General features: G+C 36.5%; 26 protein-coding genes. 8 read left to right on the top strand and 18 right to left on the bottom strand.

Features of this window, described 5'->3' with window-relative positions; all coding sequences use genetic code 11:
* Positions 1–40: 40 nt before the first annotated feature.
* Positions 41–364, top strand: a complete 324-nt coding sequence (locus GYA49_05860; GenBank protein NMC36541.1) for a DUF192 domain-containing protein — start codon at positions 41–43, stop codon at positions 362–364.
* 94 nt (positions 365–458) lie between these two features.
* Positions 459–1,697, top strand: coding sequence for a DUF2130 domain-containing protein (locus GYA49_05855; protein NMC36540.1), 1,239 nt, complete (start codon positions 459–461; stop codon positions 1,695–1,697).
* Here GYA49_05855 and GYA49_05850 read toward each other — a convergent pair.
* Positions 1,694–2,140, bottom strand: a complete 447-nt coding sequence (locus GYA49_05850) for a hypothetical protein (GenBank protein NMC36539.1) — start codon at positions 2,138–2,140, stop codon at positions 1,694–1,696. The two genes, GYA49_05855 and GYA49_05850, sit on opposite strands and share 4 nt — an antisense overlap.
* Positions 2,141–2,499: 359 nt before the next feature.
* On the opposite strand from GYA49_05850, the gene GYA49_05845 reads away from it, so the two are divergent.
* Together GYA49_05845 and GYA49_05840 are read left to right on the top strand one after the other, a co-directional pair.
* The gene (locus GYA49_05845; GenBank protein ID NMC36538.1) at positions 2,500–3,048 is read left to right on the top strand and encodes a hypothetical protein; all 549 of its coding nucleotides are present in this window, start codon (positions 2,500–2,502) and stop codon (positions 3,046–3,048) included.
* A gap of 118 nt (positions 3,049–3,166) precedes the next feature.
* On the top strand, positions 3,167–4,276 hold the full coding sequence (locus GYA49_05840; protein NMC36537.1) for a MiaB/RimO family radical SAM methylthiotransferase: 1,110 nt from the start codon (positions 3,167–3,169) through the stop codon (positions 4,274–4,276).
* A 14-nt stretch (positions 4,277–4,290) separates the two neighbouring features.
* Here the strand turns inward: GYA49_05840 and GYA49_05835 are convergent, their stop codons facing one another.
* Together GYA49_05835 and GYA49_05830 are read right to left on the bottom strand one after the other, a co-directional pair.
* Positions 4,291–4,806 carry an SET domain-containing protein gene (locus GYA49_05835; protein ID NMC36536.1) on the bottom strand — a complete coding sequence of 172 codons (516 nt, stop codon included), beginning with the start codon at positions 4,804–4,806 and terminating at the stop codon, positions 4,291–4,293.
* Positions 4,807–4,824: 18 nt separating this feature from the next.
* Positions 4,825–5,295 carry a hypothetical protein gene (locus GYA49_05830; GenBank protein ID NMC36535.1) on the bottom strand — a complete coding sequence of 157 codons (471 nt, stop codon included), beginning with the start codon at positions 5,293–5,295 and terminating at the stop codon, positions 4,825–4,827.
* Positions 5,296–5,353: 58 nt separating this feature from the next.
* Here GYA49_05830 and miaA point away from each other — a divergent pair, with 58 nt between their 5' ends.
* Genes miaA through GYA49_05815 form a run of 3 tightly spaced genes read left to right on the top strand, consistent with a single transcriptional unit; the run spans position 5,354 to position 7,903 of the window.
* Entirely contained in the window at positions 5,354–6,346 is a 993-nt protein-coding gene (gene miaA / locus GYA49_05825) for a tRNA (adenosine(37)-N6)-dimethylallyltransferase MiaA (GenBank protein ID NMC36534.1), read from the top strand.
* Positions 6,347–6,369: 23 nt separating this feature from the next.
* On the top strand, positions 6,370–7,362 hold the full coding sequence (locus GYA49_05820) for an AI-2E family transporter (protein NMC36533.1): 993 nt from the start codon (positions 6,370–6,372) through the stop codon (positions 7,360–7,362).
* A gap of 58 nt (positions 7,363–7,420) precedes the next feature.
* Positions 7,421–7,903: a GNAT family N-acetyltransferase gene (locus GYA49_05815; protein ID NMC36532.1), complete on the top strand. Its 483-nt coding sequence runs from the start codon at positions 7,421–7,423 to the stop codon at positions 7,901–7,903.
* Here the strand turns inward: GYA49_05815 and lon are convergent.
* The 7 genes from lon to GYA49_05780 form a co-directional block, all read right to left on the bottom strand.
* Positions 7,900–10,293 (bottom strand): endopeptidase La, encoded by a 2,394-nt coding sequence (gene lon, locus GYA49_05810; protein NMC36531.1) that lies wholly within the window; start codon positions 10,291–10,293, stop codon positions 7,900–7,902. The genes GYA49_05815 and lon overlap by 4 nt on opposite strands.
* Positions 10,294–10,387: 94 nt before the next feature.
* Positions 10,388–11,548, bottom strand: coding sequence for an HD domain-containing protein (locus GYA49_05805; protein NMC36530.1), 1,161 nt, complete (start codon positions 11,546–11,548; stop codon positions 10,388–10,390).
* Positions 11,549–11,687: 139 nt separating this feature from the next.
* Positions 11,688–12,125, bottom strand: coding sequence for a D-tyrosyl-tRNA(Tyr) deacylase (locus GYA49_05800; GenBank protein ID NMC36529.1), 438 nt, complete (start codon positions 12,123–12,125; stop codon positions 11,688–11,690).
* Positions 12,122–12,655, bottom strand: a complete 534-nt coding sequence (locus GYA49_05795) for a hypothetical protein (GenBank protein ID NMC36528.1) — start codon at positions 12,653–12,655, stop codon at positions 12,122–12,124. Before GYA49_05795 ends, GYA49_05800 begins: the two co-directional genes overlap by 4 nt.
* Positions 12,652–13,308 carry a triose-phosphate isomerase gene (locus tag GYA49_05790; GenBank protein NMC36527.1) on the bottom strand — a complete coding sequence of 219 codons (657 nt, stop codon included), beginning with the start codon at positions 13,306–13,308 and terminating at the stop codon, positions 12,652–12,654. Before GYA49_05790 ends, GYA49_05795 begins: the two co-directional genes overlap by 4 nt.
* A 34-nt stretch (positions 13,309–13,342) precedes the next feature.
* Positions 13,343–14,539, bottom strand: coding sequence for a hypothetical protein (locus GYA49_05785; GenBank protein ID NMC36526.1), 1,197 nt, complete (start codon positions 14,537–14,539; stop codon positions 13,343–13,345).
* A gap of 14 nt (positions 14,540–14,553) precedes the next feature.
* Positions 14,554–15,999 (bottom strand): hypothetical protein, encoded by a 1,446-nt coding sequence (locus GYA49_05780; protein NMC36525.1) that lies wholly within the window; start codon positions 15,997–15,999, stop codon positions 14,554–14,556.
* An 87-nt stretch (positions 16,000–16,086) separates the two neighbouring features.
* Here GYA49_05780 and GYA49_05775 point away from each other — a divergent pair, with 87 nt between their 5' ends.
* On the top strand, positions 16,087–16,665 hold the full coding sequence (locus tag GYA49_05775; GenBank protein NMC36524.1) for a ribonuclease HII: 579 nt from the start codon (positions 16,087–16,089) through the stop codon (positions 16,663–16,665).
* Positions 16,666–16,732: 67 nt separating this feature from the next.
* Here GYA49_05775 and GYA49_05770 read toward each other — a convergent pair whose 3' ends face one another.
* The 8 genes from GYA49_05770 to GYA49_05735 form a co-directional block, all read right to left on the bottom strand.
* Positions 16,733–17,020, bottom strand: coding sequence for an RNA-binding protein (locus tag GYA49_05770; GenBank protein ID NMC36523.1), 288 nt, complete (start codon positions 17,018–17,020; stop codon positions 16,733–16,735).
* Positions 17,021–17,179: 159 nt separating this feature from the next.
* The gene (locus GYA49_05765; protein ID NMC36522.1) at positions 17,180–17,785 is read right to left on the bottom strand and encodes a hypoxanthine phosphoribosyltransferase; all 606 of its coding nucleotides are present in this window, start codon (positions 17,783–17,785) and stop codon (positions 17,180–17,182) included.
* A 63-nt stretch (positions 17,786–17,848) separates the two neighbouring features.
* On the bottom strand, positions 17,849–18,877 hold the full coding sequence (locus GYA49_05760; protein NMC36521.1) for a tRNA-dihydrouridine synthase: 1,029 nt from the start codon (positions 18,875–18,877) through the stop codon (positions 17,849–17,851).
* Positions 18,878–18,908: 31 nt separating this feature from the next.
* Positions 18,909–19,730, bottom strand: coding sequence for a CBS domain-containing protein (locus GYA49_05755; protein ID NMC36520.1), 822 nt, complete (start codon positions 19,728–19,730; stop codon positions 18,909–18,911).
* A 204-nt stretch (positions 19,731–19,934) separates the two neighbouring features.
* A complete protein-coding gene (locus GYA49_05750) occupies positions 19,935–20,867 on the bottom strand; it encodes an SGNH/GDSL hydrolase family protein (GenBank protein NMC36519.1) in 933 nt (310 codons plus the stop codon).
* A 6-nt stretch (positions 20,868–20,873) separates the two neighbouring features.
* Positions 20,874–21,476: an RdgB/HAM1 family non-canonical purine NTP pyrophosphatase gene (rdgB, locus tag GYA49_05745; GenBank protein NMC36518.1), complete on the bottom strand. Its 603-nt coding sequence runs from the start codon at positions 21,474–21,476 to the stop codon at positions 20,874–20,876.
* The gene (locus GYA49_05740) at positions 21,473–22,321 is read right to left on the bottom strand and encodes a hypothetical protein (GenBank protein ID NMC36517.1); all 849 of its coding nucleotides are present in this window, start codon (positions 22,319–22,321) and stop codon (positions 21,473–21,475) included. The genes rdgB and GYA49_05740 overlap by 4 nt, the downstream gene beginning before the upstream one ends.
* Positions 22,322–22,341: 20 nt before the next feature.
* Entirely contained in the window at positions 22,342–23,064 is a 723-nt protein-coding gene (locus GYA49_05735; protein ID NMC36516.1) for a CAP domain-containing protein, read from the bottom strand.
* Positions 23,065–23,084 lie beyond the last annotated feature (20 nt).

Below are 23,084 nucleotides of genomic sequence, written 5' to 3'. Positions count from 1 at the left end.
ATATCTATTTTAGTATACTGGAACTAATAAATTAAGAGGTATGCAAGTTCAGAATATAAGCCAAAAACAAATATTGGTTAGCAATCTGATTCAAGCTAAAGATTTGTTGACCAAAACCAGAGGTTTAATTGGTAAGAAAAAAGGAGAAGCTTTGTATTTTACAAGCAGGTTTGGGATCCATAGTTTTGGGATGACATATCCGCTATTTGTGTTAGTATGTGATGACCAGTTGACTGTTCGAAAGATTGTTGCCAATTTTAAACCAAATAGCTTGCTGTTTTGGAATCCAGCATGGCAGCATATATTTGAACTACCGGCTGAAAAATATCAAGTTCAGATTGGGGATAGATTGCAAATAAAATAAACTGTGTCATTTCGAGCTTGTCGAGACCTGCCTGTCGGCAGGCAGGAATCTTTTTGAGAAGATCCTTCGATTTTGCACAGGGTGACAAAGCATTATGCCAGATCAAATTAAATGCCCTCACTGCGGGGAACAAATTACTATTACTGAAGCCTTGACTAAGCATTTGCAGGCAGAGAGTGAAGTCAAATTTAAAAAACAAATCGAAGCTTTGCAGAATCAGATCGAAGCTAATAAAGAAGCCATGGTTCAAGAAAAAGCTGAACTGGAAAAGAAGCTTAAAGCTCAGTTGTGGTCGCAAGCTCAGGAAAAAGCTGAAGAAAAAATGGCAGAAAAATATGATTTAGAACTAAAAGAACTCAAAGAAAAAACCTCTGAAGATGATAAGCGTAAAAAAGAAATGGAAGAGCAAATCTTAGCTGAACGTAAAAAAATGCGGGAATTGGAAGAGGAGCGGAGAAGAGAACGGTTGGAACTTGATAAAAAACTGCAGCAGCAGCGGCAGAAACTCGAAGAAGAAATTGGTAAACAAGTAGGTGAGCAGCATAGGCTAAAAGATTTGGAAAAAGAAAAAACTATTAATGATTTACTTAAACAACTAGAAGAGGCTAAACGTCGAGCCCAACAAGGCTCGCAACAAAATCAGGGAGAAGTGTTGGAACTTGATCTGGAAAAAAGTCTGCAAGAAAATTTCCCTCATGACCTGATTGAGCCGGTAGGTAAAGGAGTTTCCGGAGCCGATATTATTCAAACTGTACATAATAACTCAGGTAGTTTATGTGGAGTAATTTTATGGGAAAGTAAGCGAACTAAACATTGGACTGAAGCTTGGGTAAGCAAATTTAAAGATGATCTGCGGGCTGCCAAAGCCAATATACCGGTTTTAGTCACTACAATTTTACCAAAGGATATTGAAGGTTTTGCCAAATATAAGGGTATTTGGGTAGTAACTCCAGTTTTGGCAGTGCAACTAGCAATGGCTTTACGCCAAAATTTATTGGCTGTGGCTTATGAACGGGCTATTTCCGCCGGTAAAGGTAAAAAATCAGAACTACTCTTTGACTATATTTCTTCCCATGAGTTTCGGCAAAAAGTAGAAGCCTTGGTCGAAGTTTTTTCTGAAATGCAAACTCAGGTAATTAAAGAGCGAGTAGCTTTTGAAAAATCCTGGCAGCAGCGGGAAAAACAAATTCAACGATTGATGCTAAATACGGCTGGCATGTATGGCGATTTGCAGGGTGTAGTCGGTTCTTCTATGCCAGAAATTAAAGGGTTAGAGCTAGGGGAGGAAAACAAACAGCTCAAAGAGAAAAATCAGGACCAAACTTTATTTTAGGAAAATGGAAAACTTATTATTTCTCTTTTTTGCCATTCTCTTAAATTTTGTAATACCCATGTGATACCATTTTTAAGCATGCCTGGCTGTGAATTGATTTCTTCAAGATTACCATTAGCTGAATTATCTAAACTACAAAATTTTGGGAAACAGGCTCTTCGTAAAGAATTAACAGGAATTAAGGGAATTTGAAACTCTGTTTCTCCTAGTTTTATAGATACAACTCTGATACTTTGATCACCCTTGCAATATCTATCTCTAAAAACTTTCAAATCTAATTCTGTTCCATTAAATGTCTTTGTTGCTTCGCAGGAATCAGATAGTATCTCAGATAATAATTCTTCCATTTCTGTTTGTGTGTCTTCATCTAAAACCTCTGCCATGACAGCTAGAATCATACTATGATGAGTATCCTGTCCAAGTCCGCATTCTCTTACATTCATATATTTATAGCAGTAAATTTAAAAATTTATTAATTATACAATATAAAATAAATATCACAAGTTTTTAGTAAATGATTTATATAATAAGGTAAAATATAAACCTATGTCTAAAACGTATTTTATCCAAGCTTGGGGTTGTGCGATGAACGAGGCTGATGTCCAATGCTAGGCCACAATTTGTAGGGAGTAGTTGGCTCGTCTATGCCAGAAATTAAAGGTCTGGAATTAGGAGAGGAAAACAAACAGCTCAAAGAAAAAAATCAGGACCAAACTTTATTTTAGGAAAAAGATATAAAATGTTGACATATCAGAATTATAAGATATAATTTATCTTATAATAAAATAAATAAGGACTATTTATGTTAGAAGTTTTAAATCCTGACAAATCTCAATCATTTAGCTTTCGACCTTCTATCGACAATCTGCTCTCTATATATAGGGAGAAAAAGGGAGGTCCTACAAATAGATGTGTCGATTGTAATGGGTTAAGTTGTTCTCAACGTTGGGAACGATCTTTTGAAAAACATAAAAAAGAAGGTGAATTTAGTTTAATTGCTTTAATAAAAGCAATTAATGGTACAGTTGATGATTGTTCTAAAAGAAATGGTATTTCTCAAGCAGAAGCATTAAAGGTTTTTGTTACAGGAATGATTAAAACTTTTATGGCCGACGAAGAGGAAAGACAGGAGTTTGAAGCATCAACTGCTCAATTTTCTGGTTTAAATCCTATAGAATTGAAAAATAAATTTTCCGAAATTTGTCGAGAGAGAAAATATACATTTGGTCAAGCCCTGGCTTTTGCAGGGTTTATAGCTTTTAGTGCTAGTAGCGGAGATGTGGGATGTGGAGGGTATAGCCTTTCTATTGATACGGGAACTGGCAACTATTCAGAACATAATGGTTGTTAAAGATTGACTTACCTCATTTTCATTAAGTTTTTTTTATAACGAAATTTTAGAAAAATTATTTATTTCTAAAAGAATAGAATATATAGGTTTATTTACAAGTAGGTTAAAATATAAACCTATGCCTAAAACGTATTTTATCCAAACTTGGGGTTGTGCGATGAATGAAGCTGATGCCCAGCGCATTGCTGGAGTTTATGAATCCCGTGGTTATATACTGGCAAAAAACGCTGATGAAGCTGATGAAATTGTTTTAGTTACCTGCAGTGTACGTAAATCAGCTGAAGATCGGGTTTTGGGTCTGGTTCACAATTTATCTCAAAAATATAAAAATAAAAAGTCTCGACCTAAACTTATTCTTTCCGGTTGCATGTTGCATTATGGTGAAGAAAAGCTTCATGAAATTCTCCCTCTAGTTGATGAATTTTTACCAATAAGTGAAGTTAGTTTTAACACCCCTTCTATTAGACAGAGCAAGACTAAAGCCTTAGTGCCTATTTCCACCGGTTGTAATAGTTTTTGTAGCTATTGTGTAGTGCCACTGGCTCGTGGCCGGGAAAAATCTCGGCCTATGAAAAATATTATTACTGAAATAGAAAAACTGGCTCAGGATGGTTTTAGCGAGATTATGCTTTTGGGGCAAAACGTCAATAGTTATGGTCTGGAAAAAATTGGCATGAGTTTGCGCAAACGTTTAGATGAAGATAGAAAAATGCCCTCGCCACAAAGTCAATACAAAGCTTTTAAAGGTAAGCCGCCCTTTGTGAGGCTTTTAGAAAAAATTTGTGCTATTGAGGGAATTAAAAAAGTTGAGTTTATATCTTCCAATCCTTGGGATTTCCATTGGCAGCTGATTGACTGCATTGCAGCTAATCCTAAAATTAGCCGAACAATTCATTTGGCCTTACAATCCGGTGATGATGAAATTTTAGCTAAGATGAACCGGGGCTATACAGCCAAACAATATTTAGAGCTTGTCAAAACTATCAGAAAAAAAATTCCAGTTGTCAAAATTACCACTGACATCATTGTTGGTTTTCCAGGAGAAACCGAAGAACAATTTAAGCATACAGTTGAACTTTGTAAAAAGATTGGTTTTAATCTAGCTTATATCAATCGTTATAGTCCCAGGCCAGGAACAGTTTCGGCTAAGCTTTATCAGGATGATGTCCATGATTTGGAGAAGAAAAGGCGATGGGAAGTTTTGGATAAATTGATAAACAGAAAATAGAAATTATTTTTAAACTAAGCTTCATTTTTCATTTTTTTGATACGTTTATTGATAAGAGGGGAAAAATGACCTTCATACTTTTTTTGTAATTTTGGCAATTTCCAGTCTTTTCCGGTAACTTTTCCCCTGCATGAAGGTGAGCCACATTTACACTGCCATGTAGAAATATAGTTTTCATCAGCTTCAAACAAGGCATAGTCAACTGTTAGTTCTTCTCCTGTTTTTATTGGTCGGTTTGTGACCAAAGTGTAAGCATCTAGCATCCATACATTTGGATTGCAAGAATGATTAATGAAATACCCTTTATCACTTCCTCTGTCTTCAACACTATAAAGATCATCATCCCACTGCATAACTAATTTTCCTTCATTTTTCATCTTTTTTGCCTGAAAGGCATTGGTATAGTTTCCACGCCAAATAATAATTTTTTCTCCCAAATTAATATTTGTCTTAGCAAATAACCCCAAACCTTCAATTGAACTTTTCCTAATATCAACCTTAGGATTTTTCCAATCTTGCTTTTTGTTCATAAACTATTTAATGTAATTTTATTCTATTCTTTCTAGAATAATTCTTTTTTCAAAACCACCTCTTTCCTCTCTTTTTGCCTGACGAGCTTTTTCAACTTCTTCTAAATCAAGGTTCTCCGAAGTAAAAAATGTATAGAAAAATTGTATAATACTAGCAGCTTTTTTAAGATTTTGGTTTTCTAAAAAATCTTCAGCTCTTTCATGTGCCATAAACTTTAAAACTTCTCTATCTGCTGATATATAGTAATTTTGGCCAAGTTCTCTAATTTCTTCCAAATAAAATTCATTTAGAGCAAAAATTGCATATAAAACCTCCATAATATCTGCTGCTTCCTCGGCACTTGGTTTTTCAATAAACTCTTCAATTTCTTCAAGTAGCTTGGTTTTTAGAACTTCTGTAAACTCTTCATCATTAGCAATATGAGTAATTGGCATTTCTAGATCAGCTAAGATTATTTCGGGAATACGATCTCTAACCAATTTTTCCATACTGTTGAAATAATTATTCTAATTAACTCTGACGTATTATAATATACAGATTGATATTATGCGTAAAATATTACATAAACATAAAAAAGTCTTGATTATTTCCGGGCCAACCGCTGTTGGTAAAAGCAAATTAGCTTTTGATTTAGCCAAGAAGTATAACGGCGAACTCATCAGCGCTGACTCGCGGCAAGTCTATCAGGGAATGGATATTGTGACAGGGAAAGATTTGCCTACTGATTCTAGGCAAAAAATTGGGGGTTTAGATTTAGCTAGGCCTGATCAGGAATTTGATGTTTCTCATTTTGTGACTTTTGCTCAAAAAACTATTGCCAATATTTTGGAAAGAGAAAAATTACCTATTATTGTTGGTGGGACTGGTTTTTATCTGAAAAATTTACTAGACCCAGCGCAAACTATTGGAGTCCCAATAAACAGAAAATTGCGAAAAAAGTTAGATCAACTTTCGGTTGATAAACTTCAAAAACGACTTCAAAAATCGAATAAAAATAAATGGCAACAAATGAATAATTCGGATCGAAATAATCCTAGAAGATTGATTCGGGCTATAGAAATTTCAAATTCCAAAGTTCAAGATTATAATTCGAAATTAGTTACAAATTCCAAATTGCCAAACTACGATTTATTGTGGATTGGATTAAAAACTAATAAAGAAAAATTAGAGCAAAATATCAAAAAACGGGTTAAAGAAAGAATAAAACAGGGAGCTGAAGATGAGGTTAAAAAACTATTGAAACAAGGCTATAGCTGGGATTTACCAAGCATGTCAGCTATAGGCTATCGGGATTTTAGACCATACATTGAAGGTAAACAAAATCTTGAAGAAACTATTAGATTGTGGACTTTACATGAGTTGCAATATGCTAAGCGGCAGATGACATTTTTTACCTACCAAAAGTTTTTTGACAAAAAACAATTAGGCGGGCAAGCTAAAATTAAAGAGATTAAATGGTTTGATGTAACACAAAAAGACTGGCTTGACCAGATAGAGCAAGAAATGAGAAAATGGTTAAATAATAGCTGTAAGCAATAAAGCGATAGAGCTATCAATTAAATATGGATAAAATTGAAATTTCACATCGAACCATTATTTTTACAGTTTTTTTCCTGATTGGTTTATGGGTGGTATACCAAATCAGAGGAGTTTTACTACTGTTTTTTATTGCTTTTGTATTGGCAACTGCTCTCAATTCTTTAGTTAGGAATTTGGAAAAAATTAGAATTCCCAGACTAATTGGTATTGTCATTACTTTTTTACTAGTTATTGGTTTTATTGCTCTTATTGTGTCTGGATTAGTACCAGTGGTTGCTGATCAGACCAATGTCTTGACTAAAGTTATTTCTAAAGAACTTCCTAATCTGACTTTAATTGATGTTTCAGAAAAGGAAATTACCTCCCAAATAGAATCTCTAACTCGTAATGCTGGCAATGTGTTTAACTTTTTCTTAGGGGCTTTTTCTAATATTATTGATATTTTCTTGTTGATTACTATTACGTTTTACATAATGATTGAGCGCAATAAATTGGGAAAATACCTTCGAATTCTCTTTGGTGATAGTCATGGTGAAAAGCAGGCTGAGGAGCTTATTACTAATATTGAGCATCGTTTGGGTGGTTGGGTAAGAGGAGAGATAGCTTTAATGATTATTGTGGGACTTTTAACTTATATTGGTTTAACTTTATTGGGAATTCCATATGCTTTGCCATTGGCTTTGCTGGCAGGACTTTTGGAGCTTGTACCCAATATTGGTCCGGTTATCTCGGCGGTTCCTTCGGTTTTGTTGGCACTATCATATTCATTTCCCTTGGCTTTAGGAACAATTGTTCTTTATATCGTGGTCCAACAACTGGAAAACAATTTGATCGTCCCAATCGTTATGAAAGAATCAATTGGTCTACCGCCGCTGATTACTTTAATGTGCCTGATGATTGGGGGATCTTTAGGAGGAGTAGTAGGAGCAGTTTTGGCAATCCCAGCTTTTATTACGCTGCAAGTAGTGATTGCTTATCTCTATAAACAAAACCGCAAGCGACCGTTTGGGTTGTAAAAAGAATTTTTTCAAATATAATATCTTCAATTTTGTTTTAAAAAACTCTTTAGTTTTTATGTTTACTGAAACTCTGACTGGTCAAAATAAATCTGCCTTTCAAAACAGATTTTTAGAACTCCATGAAAGAATGCGTACAGAAATGGGCAGTTCAATGACAAATGAACAAGTAAGAGAAGGAAGTCAAACACTGTTTGAATCAAACAAATATGTATTTTTTTTATTAAAAAATGAACAAGGAGATATAGTGGGATTTAGCATTGGACTTCCTTTTACAAGAACAGAGATGGACCATACTGACCCACATGCTAGAAGTAATACTTTCCAAATCGCATTAATTTTTGTTGTTCCAGAAGAGCGAAGGCATGGAGGAGCTAAAGCATTAAATCAACAAATTATTGATTATGCACTACAGCAACAATATTTTCAGGTAATCACATCTGTTTCATTGCAGAATCAACCAGCAAGAGCTTTGCTGGAAAAAACTGGTTTTGTACTTGATGGAAAAGAAGCAACTTTAGTTTTAAAAGGGCTTAATTAATTTACAATTGCCACTTTTAAAACATCGGCAATTCGGTTACTAAATTTAATTTCCAAATCTTTTTTGACTTTGTCTGGCAATTTCTCCAAATCCTTTTTATTATTTTTAGGAATGATAACGGTTTTAATACCGGCGCGGTGAGCAGCTAAAAGTTTTTCTTTAACACCGCCAATTTCTAAAACTTTACCACGCAGCGTAATTTCGCCAGTCATGGCTACATCTTTACGGACTTTCTTACCAGACACAGCTGAATAAAGAGCAGTCACTATAGCTACCCCTGCTGAAGGCCCATCTTTAGGGACTGCACCTTCGGGGACATGGACATGGAAATCATACTTGGCACCCAAATCAGCTTTAAGGCCCATATCTTTCCAATGACTACGTAGATAAGAAAGCGCAGCTCTACAGGACTCTTTCATGACACTGCCCAGTTGTCCAGTAATCAAAATTCGGCCCTTGCCAGGCATAGTAGCGACTTCAATAAACATAATATCGCCGCCAACTTGAGTCCAAGCCATACCAGTAGAAATACCGACCTCGTCCTTATTTTCAGCAATCGTATCCGAAAACATTTGTGGACCCAAATATTTATGAAGATTGCTAGTGGAAATAGTAAGCTGTTTTTTCTTGCCAGATAAAATCTCACGGGAAATTTTGCGCATGATTTTATTAAGCGCCCGTTCGAGATTACGGACTCCAGCTTCTTTAGTATAACCTCTGATAATTCGATCAATCGCAGTAGGAGCAAGGCTGACTTGTTTTTTCAAAAGCCCAGAGCCATAGAGGGTTTTTTCAAACAAATAGCGTTTGGCGATTTGGTGTTTTTCATCATCAGTGTAGCCAGAAAAGCGGATAATTTCTAAGCGGTCACGTAAAGCGGGTGGGATCGTATCCAACACATTAGCTGTAGTTATAAATAAAACCTTGGATAGATCAAATGGCACTTCTAAATAGTGATCAGAAAAGCCAGTATTTTGTTCAGGATCCAAAGCTTCTAATAAAGCTGAAGAAGGATCGCCCCGAAAATCAGCTCCAATTTTGTCAATTTCATCCAGCATGAAAACCGGATTCATTACACCTGCATCTTTAATACCTTGAACAATGCGGCCAGGCATAGCGCCAACATAGGTTCGGCGGTGACCGCGCACTTCAGCTTCATCACGAATACCACCAATGGAAACTTTAATAAATTTACGACCTAAGGCTTTGGCGATTGATTTACCAATGGAAGTTTTACCAACCCCGGGAGGGCCAACAAAACAAAGAATAGTGGTGTTTTTAATACCTTGAGCGTTTTTGGGAAAATATTGAGCTTGCTGTTTTTTCAAAGCCATAACTGCCAAATACTCTAAAATCCGTTCTTTAACTTCCTCTAATCCGTAATGATCCTGATCTAAAACTTTTTCAGCTTTTTTATTGTCTTTACCATTTTGGGAAAATTTCCCCCAAGGCAAATCAGTCATCCATTCCAAATAAGTCCGAATATAGCTGGCTTCCGGATTATATGAGTGCATTTTTGACAAACGGTCAATCTCTTTAATGACTTTTTCCTTGACTTCTTGGGGCATTTTTAGTTTAGCGACTTTTTGCTTAAATTCTTTAATATCCGGATCCACGTCTTCATCAATACTAGCTTCACCAAGCTCTTTTTGAATGGTTTTCATCCGTTCGCGCAAAACCGCCTCGCGCATAGATTTATCAAACTTCTTTTGAGTTTTGCTAGCAATTGAATGTTCAATTTCCAAAACCTTACTTTCCTTGGTGATTAATTCACTGACTTTTTTGAGCCGAGGCATCACCGTGATCATTTCTAAAATTTCTTGTTTTTGGCTAGTAGGAATTTCCAAAACTGAAGCAACTTGGTCAGCCAGCTCACCATGAGAAACGCCAGACATTAGTTTCATAAAAACTAGAAAATCAATCGGCTTACCCATATTAACCAGCTTTTTCAAATTGCTGGAAATAAGTTTGGCTAAAGCCTCAGCCTGACTATTTTTGGTCTCAATTTCTTTGATAGGTTTAATTTTGGCAATGCCAAAATCACCTTGCAAATTGGCGCTTAACAGTTCAGCCCGATCCAAACCTTTAACCAAAGCATTGACTTCTTCACCAGTTTTTAGAAGCCGTTCAATCCGGCAGATTGTTCCCATTTTGTAAAGATCATCAAATTTCGGTTCATTGATGCCGGCATTTTTTTGGCTAGCAAAGAAAATCAACTTATTAGTTTTAAAAGCCTGTTCAACGGCTTTGATAGAGCCGGCCCGACCAAAGGAAAGGACAATTTCTAAATGAGGAAACATAACCACGTCCCGAAGAGGAACCATAGGTAAAACCAGGTCTTGAGCCTGTTTTGGTTTTTGATCATTGCTTGGTTTATCCAGTAAGCCCATATAGTTTGAAAATAAGAGATTAGACTCTTTTATTATAATTTAGCAGTCTAACATTATGTTTGCTAAATGTCAATTCTAATATCTGTTAGTATAGCTAGGGATTTTGAACCAAGGCTTGAGTGAGTTCAGTGATAGCTTCATTTTTGCTATGGTACTTTTTATCAACATAAACCTTGAAACGCCACTTAAGCTCCTGAATGGGTTGATGCCTTTGAACTATATCACCTTTACCTATAAATGGTAAGTGAATCTGCTTAAAACCTTTGTCTTTGCCAGCATAAACCGCTACTGCTTCCCGAGGCAAATCAAGGCTGTGAGCGATAATATCAGCAATTTTTTGACTCTCTTCCCAATCAAGGCATAAATCTTTGAACGTATCTGAGGCAGTGGTATCTGTTTCTTCAATTAGAGTGACTGGTGTGAAAAAACGCCAGGCTCGCATATCTTTGATCAAGTTCTGAGTTTTAGAATTACAGCGGTGTTCAAGCACATACAGGGCTTGAGAATCAGTCAGCATAAAAAAAGCTTGATCAAGCTCACCGGCCTCATAAGCAAACTGTAACGCCCGTTTGAGCATAACTTCTGGGGTTAAATTAAGATCATCATAAACCACATCATAAACCAAACGACGGCACAGTTCCCATTTTTGAATTTGGGATTCGTGTTCTAGTTTAAGCTGCAACTCATTGCCGCTTAAAGAAAAAGCTTGGATCAGCTCTTCGGGCTCATAAAATTGGGGACTAAAAAGCCCAATGGCTGAACCCCAACGCAGCGAATTATCAATGTTATCCAAATCAATGCTACCATTGACCAAATCTGACCAAGGTTTAGCTTTACCTGTTATTAATTTTAAAACCATATCTAGGTCAGCTCCAAAGTTTTTAATGGCTGTAGCAGTCTCGCTATTTTCAAAAAAAGTCGCTGCAAATGCTTCATGATCTTGACCACTGATTTTCTCAAGCAAAATCTCAGAAATATGAGAAAAAGGTGGGCTACCGATATCGTGAAATAAGCAGGCTACAAATAGGTTAGTTGCCTGGACTTGAAAATCAGACTTTGTTGCTAATAGTGAAGCCAGATGAGCCACTCCCACAGAATGCTCAAAACGAGAGCCGATCATGCCTGAGGCAGTAGCCAAAGGTGGCACAGCTGATAGAGAAACATCTCTAATCCGAGTCAGAGCTGGGGTTTGAAATAAAGCTAACTGCTTATCTGAAAATTCTAGACGGCCGTAAAGAGGATCTAAATATAGCATACATTAAGCTCCAAATATCAAATTACAGATAAAAGTTTATTTTTGTGTCATCCTGATCTCGAGCTTATTGAGAGAGAAGGATCTGTTTTTCTATATTGAAGATTCTTCGTCACTTTGTTCCTCAGAATGACACCAAATATTAGCTTTCTAAAATTATAGTTACAGGCCCATCATTAGTAAGGCTAACATCCATTTTGGCACCAAACTCACCAGTTTTAGTTGGGATACCCAAATCTTGTAATTTTTTAACAAAGAGATTATACAGCTCCTGTGCCACTTCTGGCTTGGCAGCTCCTGTAAAACTAGGCCGATTACCTTTCTGACAATCAGCGTACAGAGTAAATTGGGAAACAACTAAAATTTCACCTTTGATATCAGCAACAGAAAGATTCATTTTATCTTGACTATCTGAGAAGATTCGCAGATTAACAACTTTATTAACTAGCCAGTCAAGTTGACTTTCATTATCGCCCTCTTTAGCCCCAAATAGGATGAGTAAACCAGAGTCAATCTGGCTTTTAACTTTGTTATCAATAGTAACTGAAGCTGATGAGACACGTTGAATAATAAGTTTCATAAATATTTATTAAAAATTTGTTCATTTATTACTTTTATCGTTGTGATGGCAATTGCCAATAAATAATAATGGTTTTGCTCTAATATCAGCTTTGTTTTTGCAGGATTTCCAAAAGGTAAAAAAATCTTTTCTGATTGTTTAATAATTATATCTTGCTGATCATCCAAGTGAGCACCTTTTTTATCTGCTAGTATTTTTATTATTTCTATTCTTGTAAAACCTCTTCCATTTGATGAAAAAACTAAATTATTTTTATAGTCGTCAATTGAAACATGTGTTGTCTGTGGAGGCAACCTTGTTTTTTTATCAGGGAATTTAAGCTTTATATTTAAATCATTTTCTAAACGTTCTAAAAGATTATTGCCTGGATTTTTTTCATCAAACAATTTTCTTAATTCTACTGCTAAAGAATTTACTAGAGACAGATTTTGATTATTTTTAATCTCATTTATAAATAAGCAAATATTGTTTGCAATTTTTTTTAATTCATCTACTTTTTCTTTGGATGATAACCTATATTTTATATTCATTTAAAGCCTTGGCTTAAGTCTTCTAAAACTGCCTTAGGATTATCTGCTAAAGCCACGCCTGAGGCCAGTAAAACGCCAGCAGCTTTGAGTTGTAGTGAGACTCGAATGTCATTTTGGTCTTTAACTCCAGCTCCGACCAAACACTTTGGTTTTAATCTTAGTTTAATAAACTCTTCAACCTTAGCTTTGCCTTCAGGATTGTTAACAATTGACTCAGAGCCACCAATTAAAACCGGATCTTCCAGGGCAATCATATCTGGTTCAAATTTAGCTACCTGTTTACCTTCTTGAGCATTTTCGACACAAACTAAAGTTTGTAAATTATACTGTTTAGCTATCCTGATGGTTTTTTCAATATTTTCTAACCCAATACGATGTTCGCTATGATTGATAAGTGTGCCGGTGGCACCATTTTCTTTAACTGATAGAGGAGAAATAAAGCCAGTATGTTTGCCCGGTTCAATAGGGTCGATATGCTGGGCAAACACGGGTAAAAACGTAGCTTCAGTGGTTTTTTTAATATCAGTAGCTTGAACACAGAGCATAATCGGAATTTGATACCGCTTAAAGACTTCTTGAGCAGATTGAGCTAAGGCAACTCCTCTATTGCGCTGCGTAATTTCTTGATAGGTTTTGAGATTGACAACAATCATAGGATTATCTTCCTAGCTTTTGGCTAGTTAGTTTTTAATTTCTTTGATTACTAATACGCCATGATTCAACAACTTGCCAAACACTAGCATCTTCGCCTTCATATCCCAGGGCCCAGATGGCAGCGCCAGCTAAATTCATTTGATCAACTAACTGTAATTTTAAAGCAATCGATTGGTCATTTTCAAAGTAGATTTGTTTAGTAATGCCATCATCCTCATAGGTAAGCCAGGGGCTTAAGGTTTGAGGATCCCATTGAGTTTCCAAACCTTCATCAGCAATTAGTTCCTGAACCCGTTTGTATGAAGCCATGGCACCACTACCAGGATAAGTCGGAGATCGATACTCATCACTGGTGGTTTGCCATTCATAACCATAAAAAGGCATGGCTAAAATAACTTTGTTAGTATCTACTTGTTTATCTAAAACTCCTTGTAGGGCTTCAGAAATACTTTTACCTTCAGGATTTTTGATAGGTGCTACCGGACCAGCCTTAGGCGAACTAGCTTGGTGAAAATCATAACCCATCAAAACCAGCTGATCAACTTGGGGGGCCAAATCAGCAATGTTATATGGTGTAGTTTTAATAAAGGCATTAGCATAAAGATCAATAGACAACTCAGTGTTGGGAAGTTGCTCTCTTAACTCTTTTAGAAACTGAGCATATTTTGTCGAAGAGTTTTCCAGAATGTCATAAGCAGTGTTGTATTCAAAATCAATATTGACCGCATTAATTTGATATTTTTGAGCAGTACTGACAATATTTTCTATAGCTGCTTTTTTGGAATCAGGATTGGTAATAATCGTATCAATATTCTCATTATTGAAACAGGTAAAAACGAGCATGGTTTTAACATCTTGCTTATGAGCCTCGTCAAATATTTGAGCCAGTTCTGAGCTTTCCAATTTATACCAACCCACGTCTACGCCTTGATCGGTAAAGGTTTGAATTGACCCATCATAATCAAGAGTAATACTAAAGTAAGCAATATAGTCGAGTAGATAGTAAGGGATTTGAGCGGTTTTTAAATTCCAATAGGGTAAAAAACCAATGACTGGTTTTTGAGAAGGGATTTTAGTAGCTGAAACCTGGGGATCTAAACCAAGTGGTGATAAAAAGCTTGTTTGAACGTTGAATTTATTAATGTAAAACCAGATAGCAACAATCCCAATAATAATACCTATTGCAAATGGCCATAAAAATCGGAGAATTTTTTTGAAGGTCAAAATCATGTCGGCTAGGGATATTACTCAGCAGTGGCTGAGCTAGTAGCTTCCTCATCAGTTGAATCACTGGTAGTATCCGAAGTATCAGCAGTTTCCTTTTCTTCTTTGGGGCCACCAATGACAATATAGATGTCATATTTATTGTCATCTTCAATTATCTCATTCTTCTTTAGCGTTGATCCCAAAGCTGTTTCTAAGTCTTTAATAAACCCTGCATACTCCTCTTTGTAGTTAATCAAATTTTGGGTATAGTCAAAATTATCTGCATTACCAGTAGCAACATTATCAAACCCATCGTTTTCCAGCTTGTCAGCAGCTAGTCCAGCTGCACCCTTGGTGCCTGAGCCATTTAAAACTTTAATCATAACCTCTGACTTCTTGATAGTTGGTTCTGGTTCCGGAGTGGGAGTAGGGGTAGCTTTTGGACTTGGGCTTGGGGTAGGAGTGCTAGTACCATTTTCTGTTTCAACAACGGCTTGCATAGGAGTTTGCTCGGATTTTCCAGACATACGTTGATAGGCAAAATAACCACCAACCACCACTGAACCACCAACTAAGATAGCTGCAAAAGCAATGGCAGCTTTGCCAAAAAATCCTCCGCCTGTTTTTTGGGGTGGAACAGTTTGATTTTGTTCAAAGGTTGGAGCTGTCGGCATCTGGTTTTGATCTTGATCAAGAGGCCTGCCAGTTAAAGCTTGAACTTCATTGGGAGTTTCATTTTGAGCTGGATTTACAAATTGTTCTTGTGGAGAGTTTTGATCTATATTTTGTTGTAGTGATGGAATTGAAAACTCTGTTTCTGTGGCCTGGTCTGTGTTTGTATCTGGAGCTACTTCCTGTTCAAAATTTGGAGTAGCAACTTCAGTTTCCGGCTCTACTACTTGTGTTTGACCAAGTTGAGCAAATGTTGGTGCTTCTGGAGTCTGAGCTTGCGGGGCTGCTGTTTCTTCAGTTTGAGTTGACAGGGCTTCTTCCGGAGCACTTAAAGACTGGGTATCGGGATTAATTTCTGTTTCTTCTTCGGGAGTATCACTGGCAGCACCATTAATAATTGGATTGGCTAAGGGATTTTCAGCTTGTGTTTCAAGTTCTGGTTGAGTATCTAGCTTGAGTTCTGGTTCAGGCTCTTTGTCGGTTGAGCTGCCTACAGGGGTTGTTGCAGCAAGGGTATTTTCTGTATTTGATTCAGGGGTGACTTGAGTTTTTGATTTTTCAGATTCTTCCTCGGATGTTTCATCACTGGGCAAGGCTTCTTCCTCTTCATCTTCATCGCCAAAAACAGCCGGCATAGGTAATGCGCTAGTATCAGATTTGGTATCATCAGTAGTAGAATTTGTATCGTCAGTGCTGCTCGTGTTTATTGAAGTAGTATCTTCGGCTATTTCCTCTTTTTTAATTTTATCTTCAAAAGCTGATCCTGTTACGGTAATTGGTTTAGGTAATTTAGTTTGAGAATCATCAACCATATATAGTTACTATAACTAATTTTACTAATCTGGTAAAGTCTTTATGCAAAGCCATTATACAAGCAAAATTATTAAACTGTCACTAACATGAAATTATCCTATGCTATCATTGGTTTTGATGAAGTTGGCCGAGGTAGTCTGGCTGGGCCAGTAGTGGTAGCTGGAGTAGTAGATACAGGTTTATCTGTACCAAAGCACATTGTAATCCGCGATAGTAAAAAAATGACTCGGCTGCAGCGGCAAAAAGCTAGTAATTTTATTTGTCAAAATTTTGCCTTTGGAATTGGTCAGGCAACAGTTGCTGAAATTGATAAATTAGGAATCAGTAAAGCCGTTGTTTTAGCAGCACGTAGAGCTAGAAAAAAAATAGAACAGTCACAAATAAGTGAGAATATCACTATTATTAACGACGGTAATTTAGCTTGGTTCAAAGATGGCAAGGCTTTGGTAAAAGGGGATGACAAAGTTCCTGCCATATCTATGGCTTCAATTATAGCCAAAGTATATCGGGATACTCTAATGATTAATTTGGCTTTACAGTTTCCAAACTGGGGGTTTGAGCGACATGTTGGTTATGGGACTGCTTTGCATCGTCAGATGATTATTGCCCATGGTTTACTAAAAAATATCCATCGGAAGTCATATTGTCGAAATATAAAAGCTTAATTTAAAAAACAAAAACACCCTGGAGTTTTTTAAAACTACCAGGGTGTTTATTTTAAAACGTTAGACTTTATTGTCTGGGTCGATTTTGAAACCCTGGGCGGGGTTCCATAGGACGAGCCACATTAACAACTAAAGCTCTACCATCAATTTCTTTTCCGTTCATAGCTTCGATAGCTGCAGTAGCAGCATCTTCAGCTGCGAATTCTACAAAACCAAAACCTTTAGATCGGTTAAAACGTTTATCAATAATGACGTAAGCACTAGTGATTTCACCATATTCTGCAAACATGCTTTGGAGCTGTTCGCTGGTTACTGAATATGGTAGATTGCCTACATATAATCGGTTATTTGCCACAAATATTCACCTCCTTAGAGGTAGAGAAAATCTTAGATACAGTTTCTCTACTCCCTGTGTTTCAGTCTAACGGAAATCTTTTGGGAAAAGGCTTACAAAAAGAAGCACTGACTCTTGCAAGAAGTCGCTATCCATAGAAACAGGTATATTATAGCATTTTTAGCTAGGATAATATCTAATGTCTGGAAAACAACGACTAGTATCTCCAGGAGTTAGTCCTCCATCATCTGGGCCGACGCCAAAAACCCAAAAATCGGGAATTTCGTAACCAATATATCTTGGTCTAAGCCCATTTGCATTTCTACCAGTAAGTTTGAATAATAAGACTATCATTTCAACACTTTGAGTTTGCCAATCTTCTCTTGCCATTTTTATTAATGTTTCAGCAGAAAAACCAGAATCAATCAAATCTTCAGCTATTATAATATCCCTATCCTTTAAAATTGTTAGGTCAAACGTTGGAATTAGTTTTAATTCTTGGGTTGAAGTTTGACCAACATAGCTACTAGCTCTTAAAAAACCAATTTCAAACTTTCCTAAAATCTGTAGATCTAAATTTCTTACTAAATCGGCAAAAAAAATAAATCCTCCCTTTAATGTGCATAAAAATATAGGATTTTTACCTGCATAATCATGTGAGATTTGTTTTCCTAATTCTTCCACTCTCCGTCGTATTTGCTCTGAAGATATGAGAATTTCGGAATGAGGGGGAATAATTTCTGAGAGGGAAGGAATAGTATCAGCTTGTTGTTCTGGAGTTGCCATTGTTAGAACTTAATAAAAAACTAATAAAAATTAAATGAGTAACAAATACGTTTTAAAATTTATCTACGTATATTTTGAAAGTGTTTTTTTCATTTGTAAAAAATTATCAACTTGCATTAGTCGAACCCGTAACTCTTTAGCTCCATCAAAACCTTTACAATACCAGCCGAAATGTTTTTTGAGCTCTGAAAAGCGTTTTTCGCCTTTTAATTTAATATGAAGTTGAGATTGTTCAAGTAAGACTTTTATTTTTTCCGAAGCTGAAATCGTTTCCACCTTACGGCTAAAAAACCAAGGATTACCAAATGTAGCCTGACCCACCAAAACCCCATCTAATTGGTATTGTTGAGTTTTATCTAAAGCTTCTTGGTAATTTTTAATATCACCATTACCTAGATACATAACTCCAGATTTACGTATTTTGCTAGCCACTGAAGCAATGGCTTCCCAATCTGCTTGACCGGCATAGCCTTGTTTAAAGGTCCGGCCATGAACGCAAATAGCAGCTGGTTGGCTTTGCAAAAGCGTATCAGTCCAATCGGCAACAGTATTTTTGTCAAAGCCAAGTCGAGTTTTGACAGAAACTGGAATCAATAATTTTTCTTTACTAGGAATTTTATGACTTTTAATCCAACTGATTTTATCCCGATCTAATTCTAAATTTGAAAGGGTTTGTCCAGCAAACCAATCAGTAACGCCTTTTTGAGTGGCTTTGATGATTTTCTGAGCTAGTTTTGGCTGAGTAATTAAAGAAGCGCCGCCATTTTTGCCGACAATATTTTTAGCCGGGCAACCCATATTGATATCAATCCCATCAAAACCAAGCTGCGCCACTATATGAGCGGCTTTGTAAAAATAGTTAGGTTCAGCGCCAAATAGCTGCGCTACAATTGGTCGCTGCTTGGCTGTAAAAAGCAGGCTCTTGAAAACTTCCAACTTACCGACCCATAAACCTTGGACATTGGTAAATTCGCTATAAAGCACTGAAGGCTTACTATATTTGACTACCATTTCCCGAAAGGCCACATCAGTTACTCCGTCCATGGGAGCTAGGCCAATAATTGGTTTTGGTATATTTTGCCAAAAAGACATAAGGATATTGTACAGACTAACAAGGGATATATTATATCGAAGCAGCAGCAATTGTAGCTAGAAGATCACGTTTGGTAATAATAGTCATTGGGGTTTGCTTTTTATCAACCACAATTAGACTGCCGATATTATGTTCGTTCATTAAAGCAACGGCTTGAGAAAAGGTAGGCAAGCGAGAAATCGAAACTACCATTTTTTTCATATAATCTTTAACTTTGTTATCCCGAATACCTTTTTTCTCGCCGCTGCGATCTCTTTTACCAGCTGATTGCTCCTTTTCCAAATATGGTCTGAGATCATATTCAGAAATAATGCCAACCAACTTATTTTGGCTGTTTACTACCGGTAACTTAGTGATTTTTTCTTTCTTCATTTGAGCTAAAACCTGAGCGATAGTGGCTTCGTCTGAAATGGTTGCAAGTGTGTCTTTGGAAAAAATAATGGTGCCGTGGTGGTTAAGTAGTTTATTAGCTACTACATAATCTAAAAGCCTGTTGATAGTGACAATACCCAAGAACTCATTAGTATCAGGATTAATAACTGGGAGGTAATGGATTTTACTCTGAATCATAGCCTGAGCGATTTTAGAAAGCCCAGTTTCAAGTGTCAGTTTTGGAGGCATCTTGGCAACTGACTTTAGCTTGGAATTAGTATTGACTGAGCGATTGGAAAAAAGATAGTAAGGACTAGCAACACCTAGGAAATGGTCTTTGTCAAAAACAAAAATTGCATCATGGCTACTAGAAAGGGCTGGTAGAGCTTGAGATAAAGTTTGTGAAGCCTCAAAGCGGATGATATTTTCCGATTTTAAAATTTGCTTAGCTGTGTGAATATTAGCTATCGAAGCTATCATTTAGTAGACTTCTTACAAAATAAGAAAATGAAAAAAACTTGTCTTTAGCTTAATTTTCGTCGTTACTTAATAACTCAAGTACATGCAGTACTATCGTTATTAATTTCCTTGAAAATAAAGCTAAAATCCTGCGTTTTTTGACATTTTTTATTTTATAATAAGTCTACTTACCTTAGCATATAGATTATGAAGTTTTTCTGAAGATTAGAGAAGCTGGTTTTTTAAAATATATGCAGCTAGTTGCTGAGCGATGTAGGTGTGACCGGCCACTGAAGGGTGAATACCATCATGAGTTGATACTAAGCTTGCAATGCCTTCCCCATTATCCTGTAGGGTGGCATGGTACAAATCTAAAGTTGGGATACCCAGATTGGAAGCAGTAGCAAGTCCGGCTTCGAGAAAACTCTGGATTTTGGTAGCGTGATTCCAGGCCGTATCTTGATCCCAATTGACTCCGCCTGGACCTTGACCGAACTTAGATTTTAAGGGGGCAATAGTGGCTAGGAATACCACTTTAGCATTGCTATTTTTTAGTTGGGATAAAAGACTGCTTAAATTTTGTTGGTAGGTGCCAATCTCTGAAGCATCCAGAGGATTATAGGCAAATGATTCAACTATTATAAGATCGGCATTAGCTTGGGTGATTGGTGGATAGTTGCGGTCTTGATAGCTATAATTTTGAGTTACACGAGCTAAGCCTTGCGTGACGTTTTGGGAGCCAATGCCATAATTTAATAAATCAAAGTCCATGTTGGGATAGTAGCTTTCTAAAGCAGAAGCCAAATAGGGAAGGTTGGTTCCCATAGTATCAGTCATAGAATCACCAAAAACAGCAATTGTACTGTGACCACTATGACTGCTTGTTTCTGCTCCTAAAACCTGAGGAATTTCAGAAGGATTGCTTGCAAGGAGCTTGTTCTGCTCATGATCAAAATAGGCAAAATAGCTATCTATTGTTTTTCCTGTTTCTGTTACATTGCTTTGAGATTGGGTATCAGTTTCAGGTTCTGAATACGCTTCAATTTGAGAAACTGGAGAAAGTAGGACTTGCTGAGGCCTAGTATTAAGCCAAGGACTAACGCCTAGTCCAAATAAAGCACCGAGGGCAAAGAAAATGAGTAGGAATTTCAGTTTCATGTTCACTTAGGATAGGAAAGTAGCATTACTCCATTGTTGCAAAAATGGCAGCATAAGAGCAAGAGCTTTAGCGCGATGGCTAATTTTTTGCTTAGTTTGAGCGGGCAATTGACCAAACGTTAATTCAAAGCCATCAGGAATAAAAATCGGATCATAGCCAAATCCATTGTTGCCCTTGGGTGTTTGAGATATTTGGCCATAACATTTACCCTCAGCTACATGTTTATTTTTACTGTTTGGATCATAAAAAACCATGACGCAAACATAAAAAGCCGAGCGATCAACTTTGCTACTGAGCAGTTTTAATACATGTTGATTTTTGTCTTTATCTGAACCTTCGAAAAACCGTTTGGAATGAATACCAGGTTGGCCGTCCAAAGCATCTACACAAAGCCCAGAATCTTCGACTAAAGTTGGTAATTTTGATTGCTTGGCCCAAGCTACAGCTTTTTGCCAGGCATTGTCGGCAAACGTTTTACCAGTTTCAGGTGGGTCAAAATCAAGTTGAAGCTTACTTGGAGAAATGACTTTTATGCCTAGAGATGAGAGGGTTTTAGCTAGTTCTTTAACTTTGTTCTGATTATTGGTTCCTAAGAAAAGCTGTTTCATAATTTTGATTTTAATACGTTATAAAGGGAAATTGCGAGCGCTAAAACAACCAGGAGTAATCCTAGAAAACTCCATAAGCGAGTCAATTTTTCCAAAAAAGACAAAGCGACAATGTATTGTAAAATTTTCCATAATGACTGATTTTGGGTAATAGCTTGGAGATTTTCCGGTTTAAGCAGTAGAAAATGAAAAACAAACATTGAGCTTATTGAAACAAGGCCAGTGAAGCCAATATTAATTGCCAGCCAAAGTAAAGCTTGTTTTTTGGGGAAAATGATAAAAAAGACACCGACTTCTACCGCTAATAAAATTACTAACACTAACAATGCTAAGAAAAAAGCGTTGATGGCAGCTTGGAGTAGAGCAAAAGTATCATCTAGTTGAGTAGCATCAATTTGTAAAACATCAGACAAGGTGATCTGATTAGGAATAGAGGCTTTGATAGTATTTTCATCCTCTTTAATATCGCTTTGAGCAATGAGGTCTAAAAAATTTTGCTTGATAGAATGTAGATCAATTGTAAAATCCGAGAACTTAGTTTGGCCAGTAAGACTATTAAAACTATGATCAATCAAGTTATCACCGAGATTTTCAACCCAGTCTTTGGGAAAAATGGCGTCAATGTTTGCTGAAATTAAGTTGCCAAACAAAGAATCCTGATTGGTAAAGTCTGATATTGATTTGTCTTTAATAATTAAAATAATACGATTGTAAAAATTCACTTCATGTAGAGTTTGTTTGACACTGCTTTTTGTAAAAACAAAAGGAAAAGGAAGTAATAAACAAAAACTAATTAACAGTGAAGAAAAAACGAAACTGAGAGGGAAGCCAAGCAGGTAGCGCATAATACAAATCTAACTGATAATTATCTGGCAAAAATAAAAACTGCGTATTTATCATAAATCCCGGCACAACCTTTTGTCCATTCACCTACTAAGGCTTCATAATGACCTGGGCTTTTGGCCCAGCCGTATTCAACAATATGCACACCCATAAACTCTCCCATCCAGATGTTTTCTCCAAAATTAGTAAAACCCCAAGTTTCAATATCGTCACCTTCAAAATAATTGCTAAAACCATCATGGGAAAAATCTTCGCTTATTTCATGAGCGCGCCGATCGGCAAAACCACACAAACCGTTGTCTATTTCCAACTGGTTCTGACCATGGGCTTTGCGGAATTCATTAACAGCTTCATTTAGTTCATCAACAGTGGTCATAGGCTCAGTTGGAGCATATTTCAAATCAAAAAAACCTTCCCTGTCAGTTGGTTCCAAAACATAATTATCACCCGTGTATGTTGTGTCTTCTGGAGTTGGCTCTGGAGTCGGTGTTGATATTTGAGCTGACTGGGTTCCCATGACTTCTCCTTTAATTTGTTCATAAATAAAGGTATTTTGAGCTTTGATTTTAGGTTGAGGTGGAATGTAAGCAATAGCTTGGGATTGCTGCTGCTCATGTTGCGTTTGGGATTGTTGAGCTTGAAGAGTTTGATGATAAAAGTCTAAGGCTTTAATTTGGATACTGGCAATCGTTATAAAAATAGTTAGGAAGATAGTTGAGATGATAGAGTAAAATACGGATATCATAACAATTTATTTTATACTAA

Source organism: Candidatus Beckwithbacteria bacterium (assembly GCA_012797845.1).
In the GTDB taxonomy this organism is placed as follows: Bacteria; Patescibacteriota; Microgenomatia; order UBA1400; family UBA1449; genus JAAZOH01.
Note: the sequence above shows the minus strand (reverse complement) of the source record. Positions and strands in the feature narration are given on the sequence as shown.

Bases quoted from the DNA above. Each gene is read 5' to 3' on its own strand.
- GYA49_05860 (NMC36541.1), top strand. From the start codon at position 41: ATGCAAGTTCAGAATATAAGCCAAAAACAAATATTGGTTAGCAATCTG.
- GYA49_05855 (NMC36540.1), top strand. From the start codon at position 459: ATGCCAGATCAAATTAAATGCCCTCACTGCGGGGAACAAATTACTATT.
- GYA49_05850 (NMC36539.1), bottom strand. From the start codon at position 2,140: ATGAATGTAAGAGAATGCGGACTTGGACAGGATACTCATCATAGTATG.
- GYA49_05845 (NMC36538.1), top strand. From the start codon at position 2,500: ATGTTAGAAGTTTTAAATCCTGACAAATCTCAATCATTTAGCTTTCGA.
- GYA49_05840 (NMC36537.1), top strand. From the start codon at position 3,167: ATGCCTAAAACGTATTTTATCCAAACTTGGGGTTGTGCGATGAATGAA.
- GYA49_05835 (NMC36536.1), bottom strand. From the start codon at position 4,806: ATGAACAAAAAGCAAGATTGGAAAAATCCTAAGGTTGATATTAGGAAA.
- GYA49_05830 (NMC36535.1), bottom strand. From the start codon at position 5,295: ATGGAAAAATTGGTTAGAGATCGTATTCCCGAAATAATCTTAGCTGAT.
- miaA (NMC36534.1), top strand. From the start codon at position 5,354: ATGCGTAAAATATTACATAAACATAAAAAAGTCTTGATTATTTCCGGG.
- GYA49_05820 (NMC36533.1), top strand. From the start codon at position 6,370: ATGGATAAAATTGAAATTTCACATCGAACCATTATTTTTACAGTTTTT.
- GYA49_05815 (NMC36532.1), top strand. From the start codon at position 7,421: ATGTTTACTGAAACTCTGACTGGTCAAAATAAATCTGCCTTTCAAAAC.
- lon (NMC36531.1), bottom strand. From the start codon at position 10,293: ATGGGCTTACTGGATAAACCAAGCAATGATCAAAAACCAAAACAGGCT.
- GYA49_05805 (NMC36530.1), bottom strand. From the start codon at position 11,548: ATGCTATATTTAGATCCTCTTTACGGCCGTCTAGAATTTTCAGATAAG.
- GYA49_05800 (NMC36529.1), bottom strand. From the start codon at position 12,125: ATGAAACTTATTATTCAACGTGTCTCATCAGCTTCAGTTACTATTGAT.
- GYA49_05795 (NMC36528.1), bottom strand. From the start codon at position 12,655: ATGAATATAAAATATAGGTTATCATCCAAAGAAAAAGTAGATGAATTA.
- GYA49_05790 (NMC36527.1), bottom strand. From the start codon at position 13,308: ATGATTGTTGTCAATCTCAAAACCTATCAAGAAATTACGCAGCGCAAT.
- GYA49_05785 (NMC36526.1), bottom strand. From the start codon at position 14,539: ATGATTTTGACCTTCAAAAAAATTCTCCGATTTTTATGGCCATTTGCA.
- GYA49_05780 (NMC36525.1), bottom strand. From the start codon at position 15,999: ATGGTTGATGATTCTCAAACTAAATTACCTAAACCAATTACCGTAACA.
- GYA49_05775 (NMC36524.1), top strand. From the start codon at position 16,087: ATGAAATTATCCTATGCTATCATTGGTTTTGATGAAGTTGGCCGAGGT.
- GYA49_05765 (NMC36522.1), bottom strand. From the start codon at position 17,785: ATGGCAACTCCAGAACAACAAGCTGATACTATTCCTTCCCTCTCAGAA.
- GYA49_05760 (NMC36521.1), bottom strand. From the start codon at position 18,877: ATGTCTTTTTGGCAAAATATACCAAAACCAATTATTGGCCTAGCTCCC.
- GYA49_05755 (NMC36520.1), bottom strand. From the start codon at position 19,730: ATGATAGCTTCGATAGCTAATATTCACACAGCTAAGCAAATTTTAAAA.
- GYA49_05750 (NMC36519.1), bottom strand. From the start codon at position 20,867: ATGAAACTGAAATTCCTACTCATTTTCTTTGCCCTCGGTGCTTTATTT.
- rdgB (NMC36518.1), bottom strand. From the start codon at position 21,476: ATGAAACAGCTTTTCTTAGGAACCAATAATCAGAACAAAGTTAAAGAA.
- GYA49_05740 (NMC36517.1), bottom strand. From the start codon at position 22,321: ATGCGCTACCTGCTTGGCTTCCCTCTCAGTTTCGTTTTTTCTTCACTG.
- GYA49_05735 (NMC36516.1), bottom strand. From the start codon at position 23,064: ATGATATCCGTATTTTACTCTATCATCTCAACTATCTTCCTAACTATT.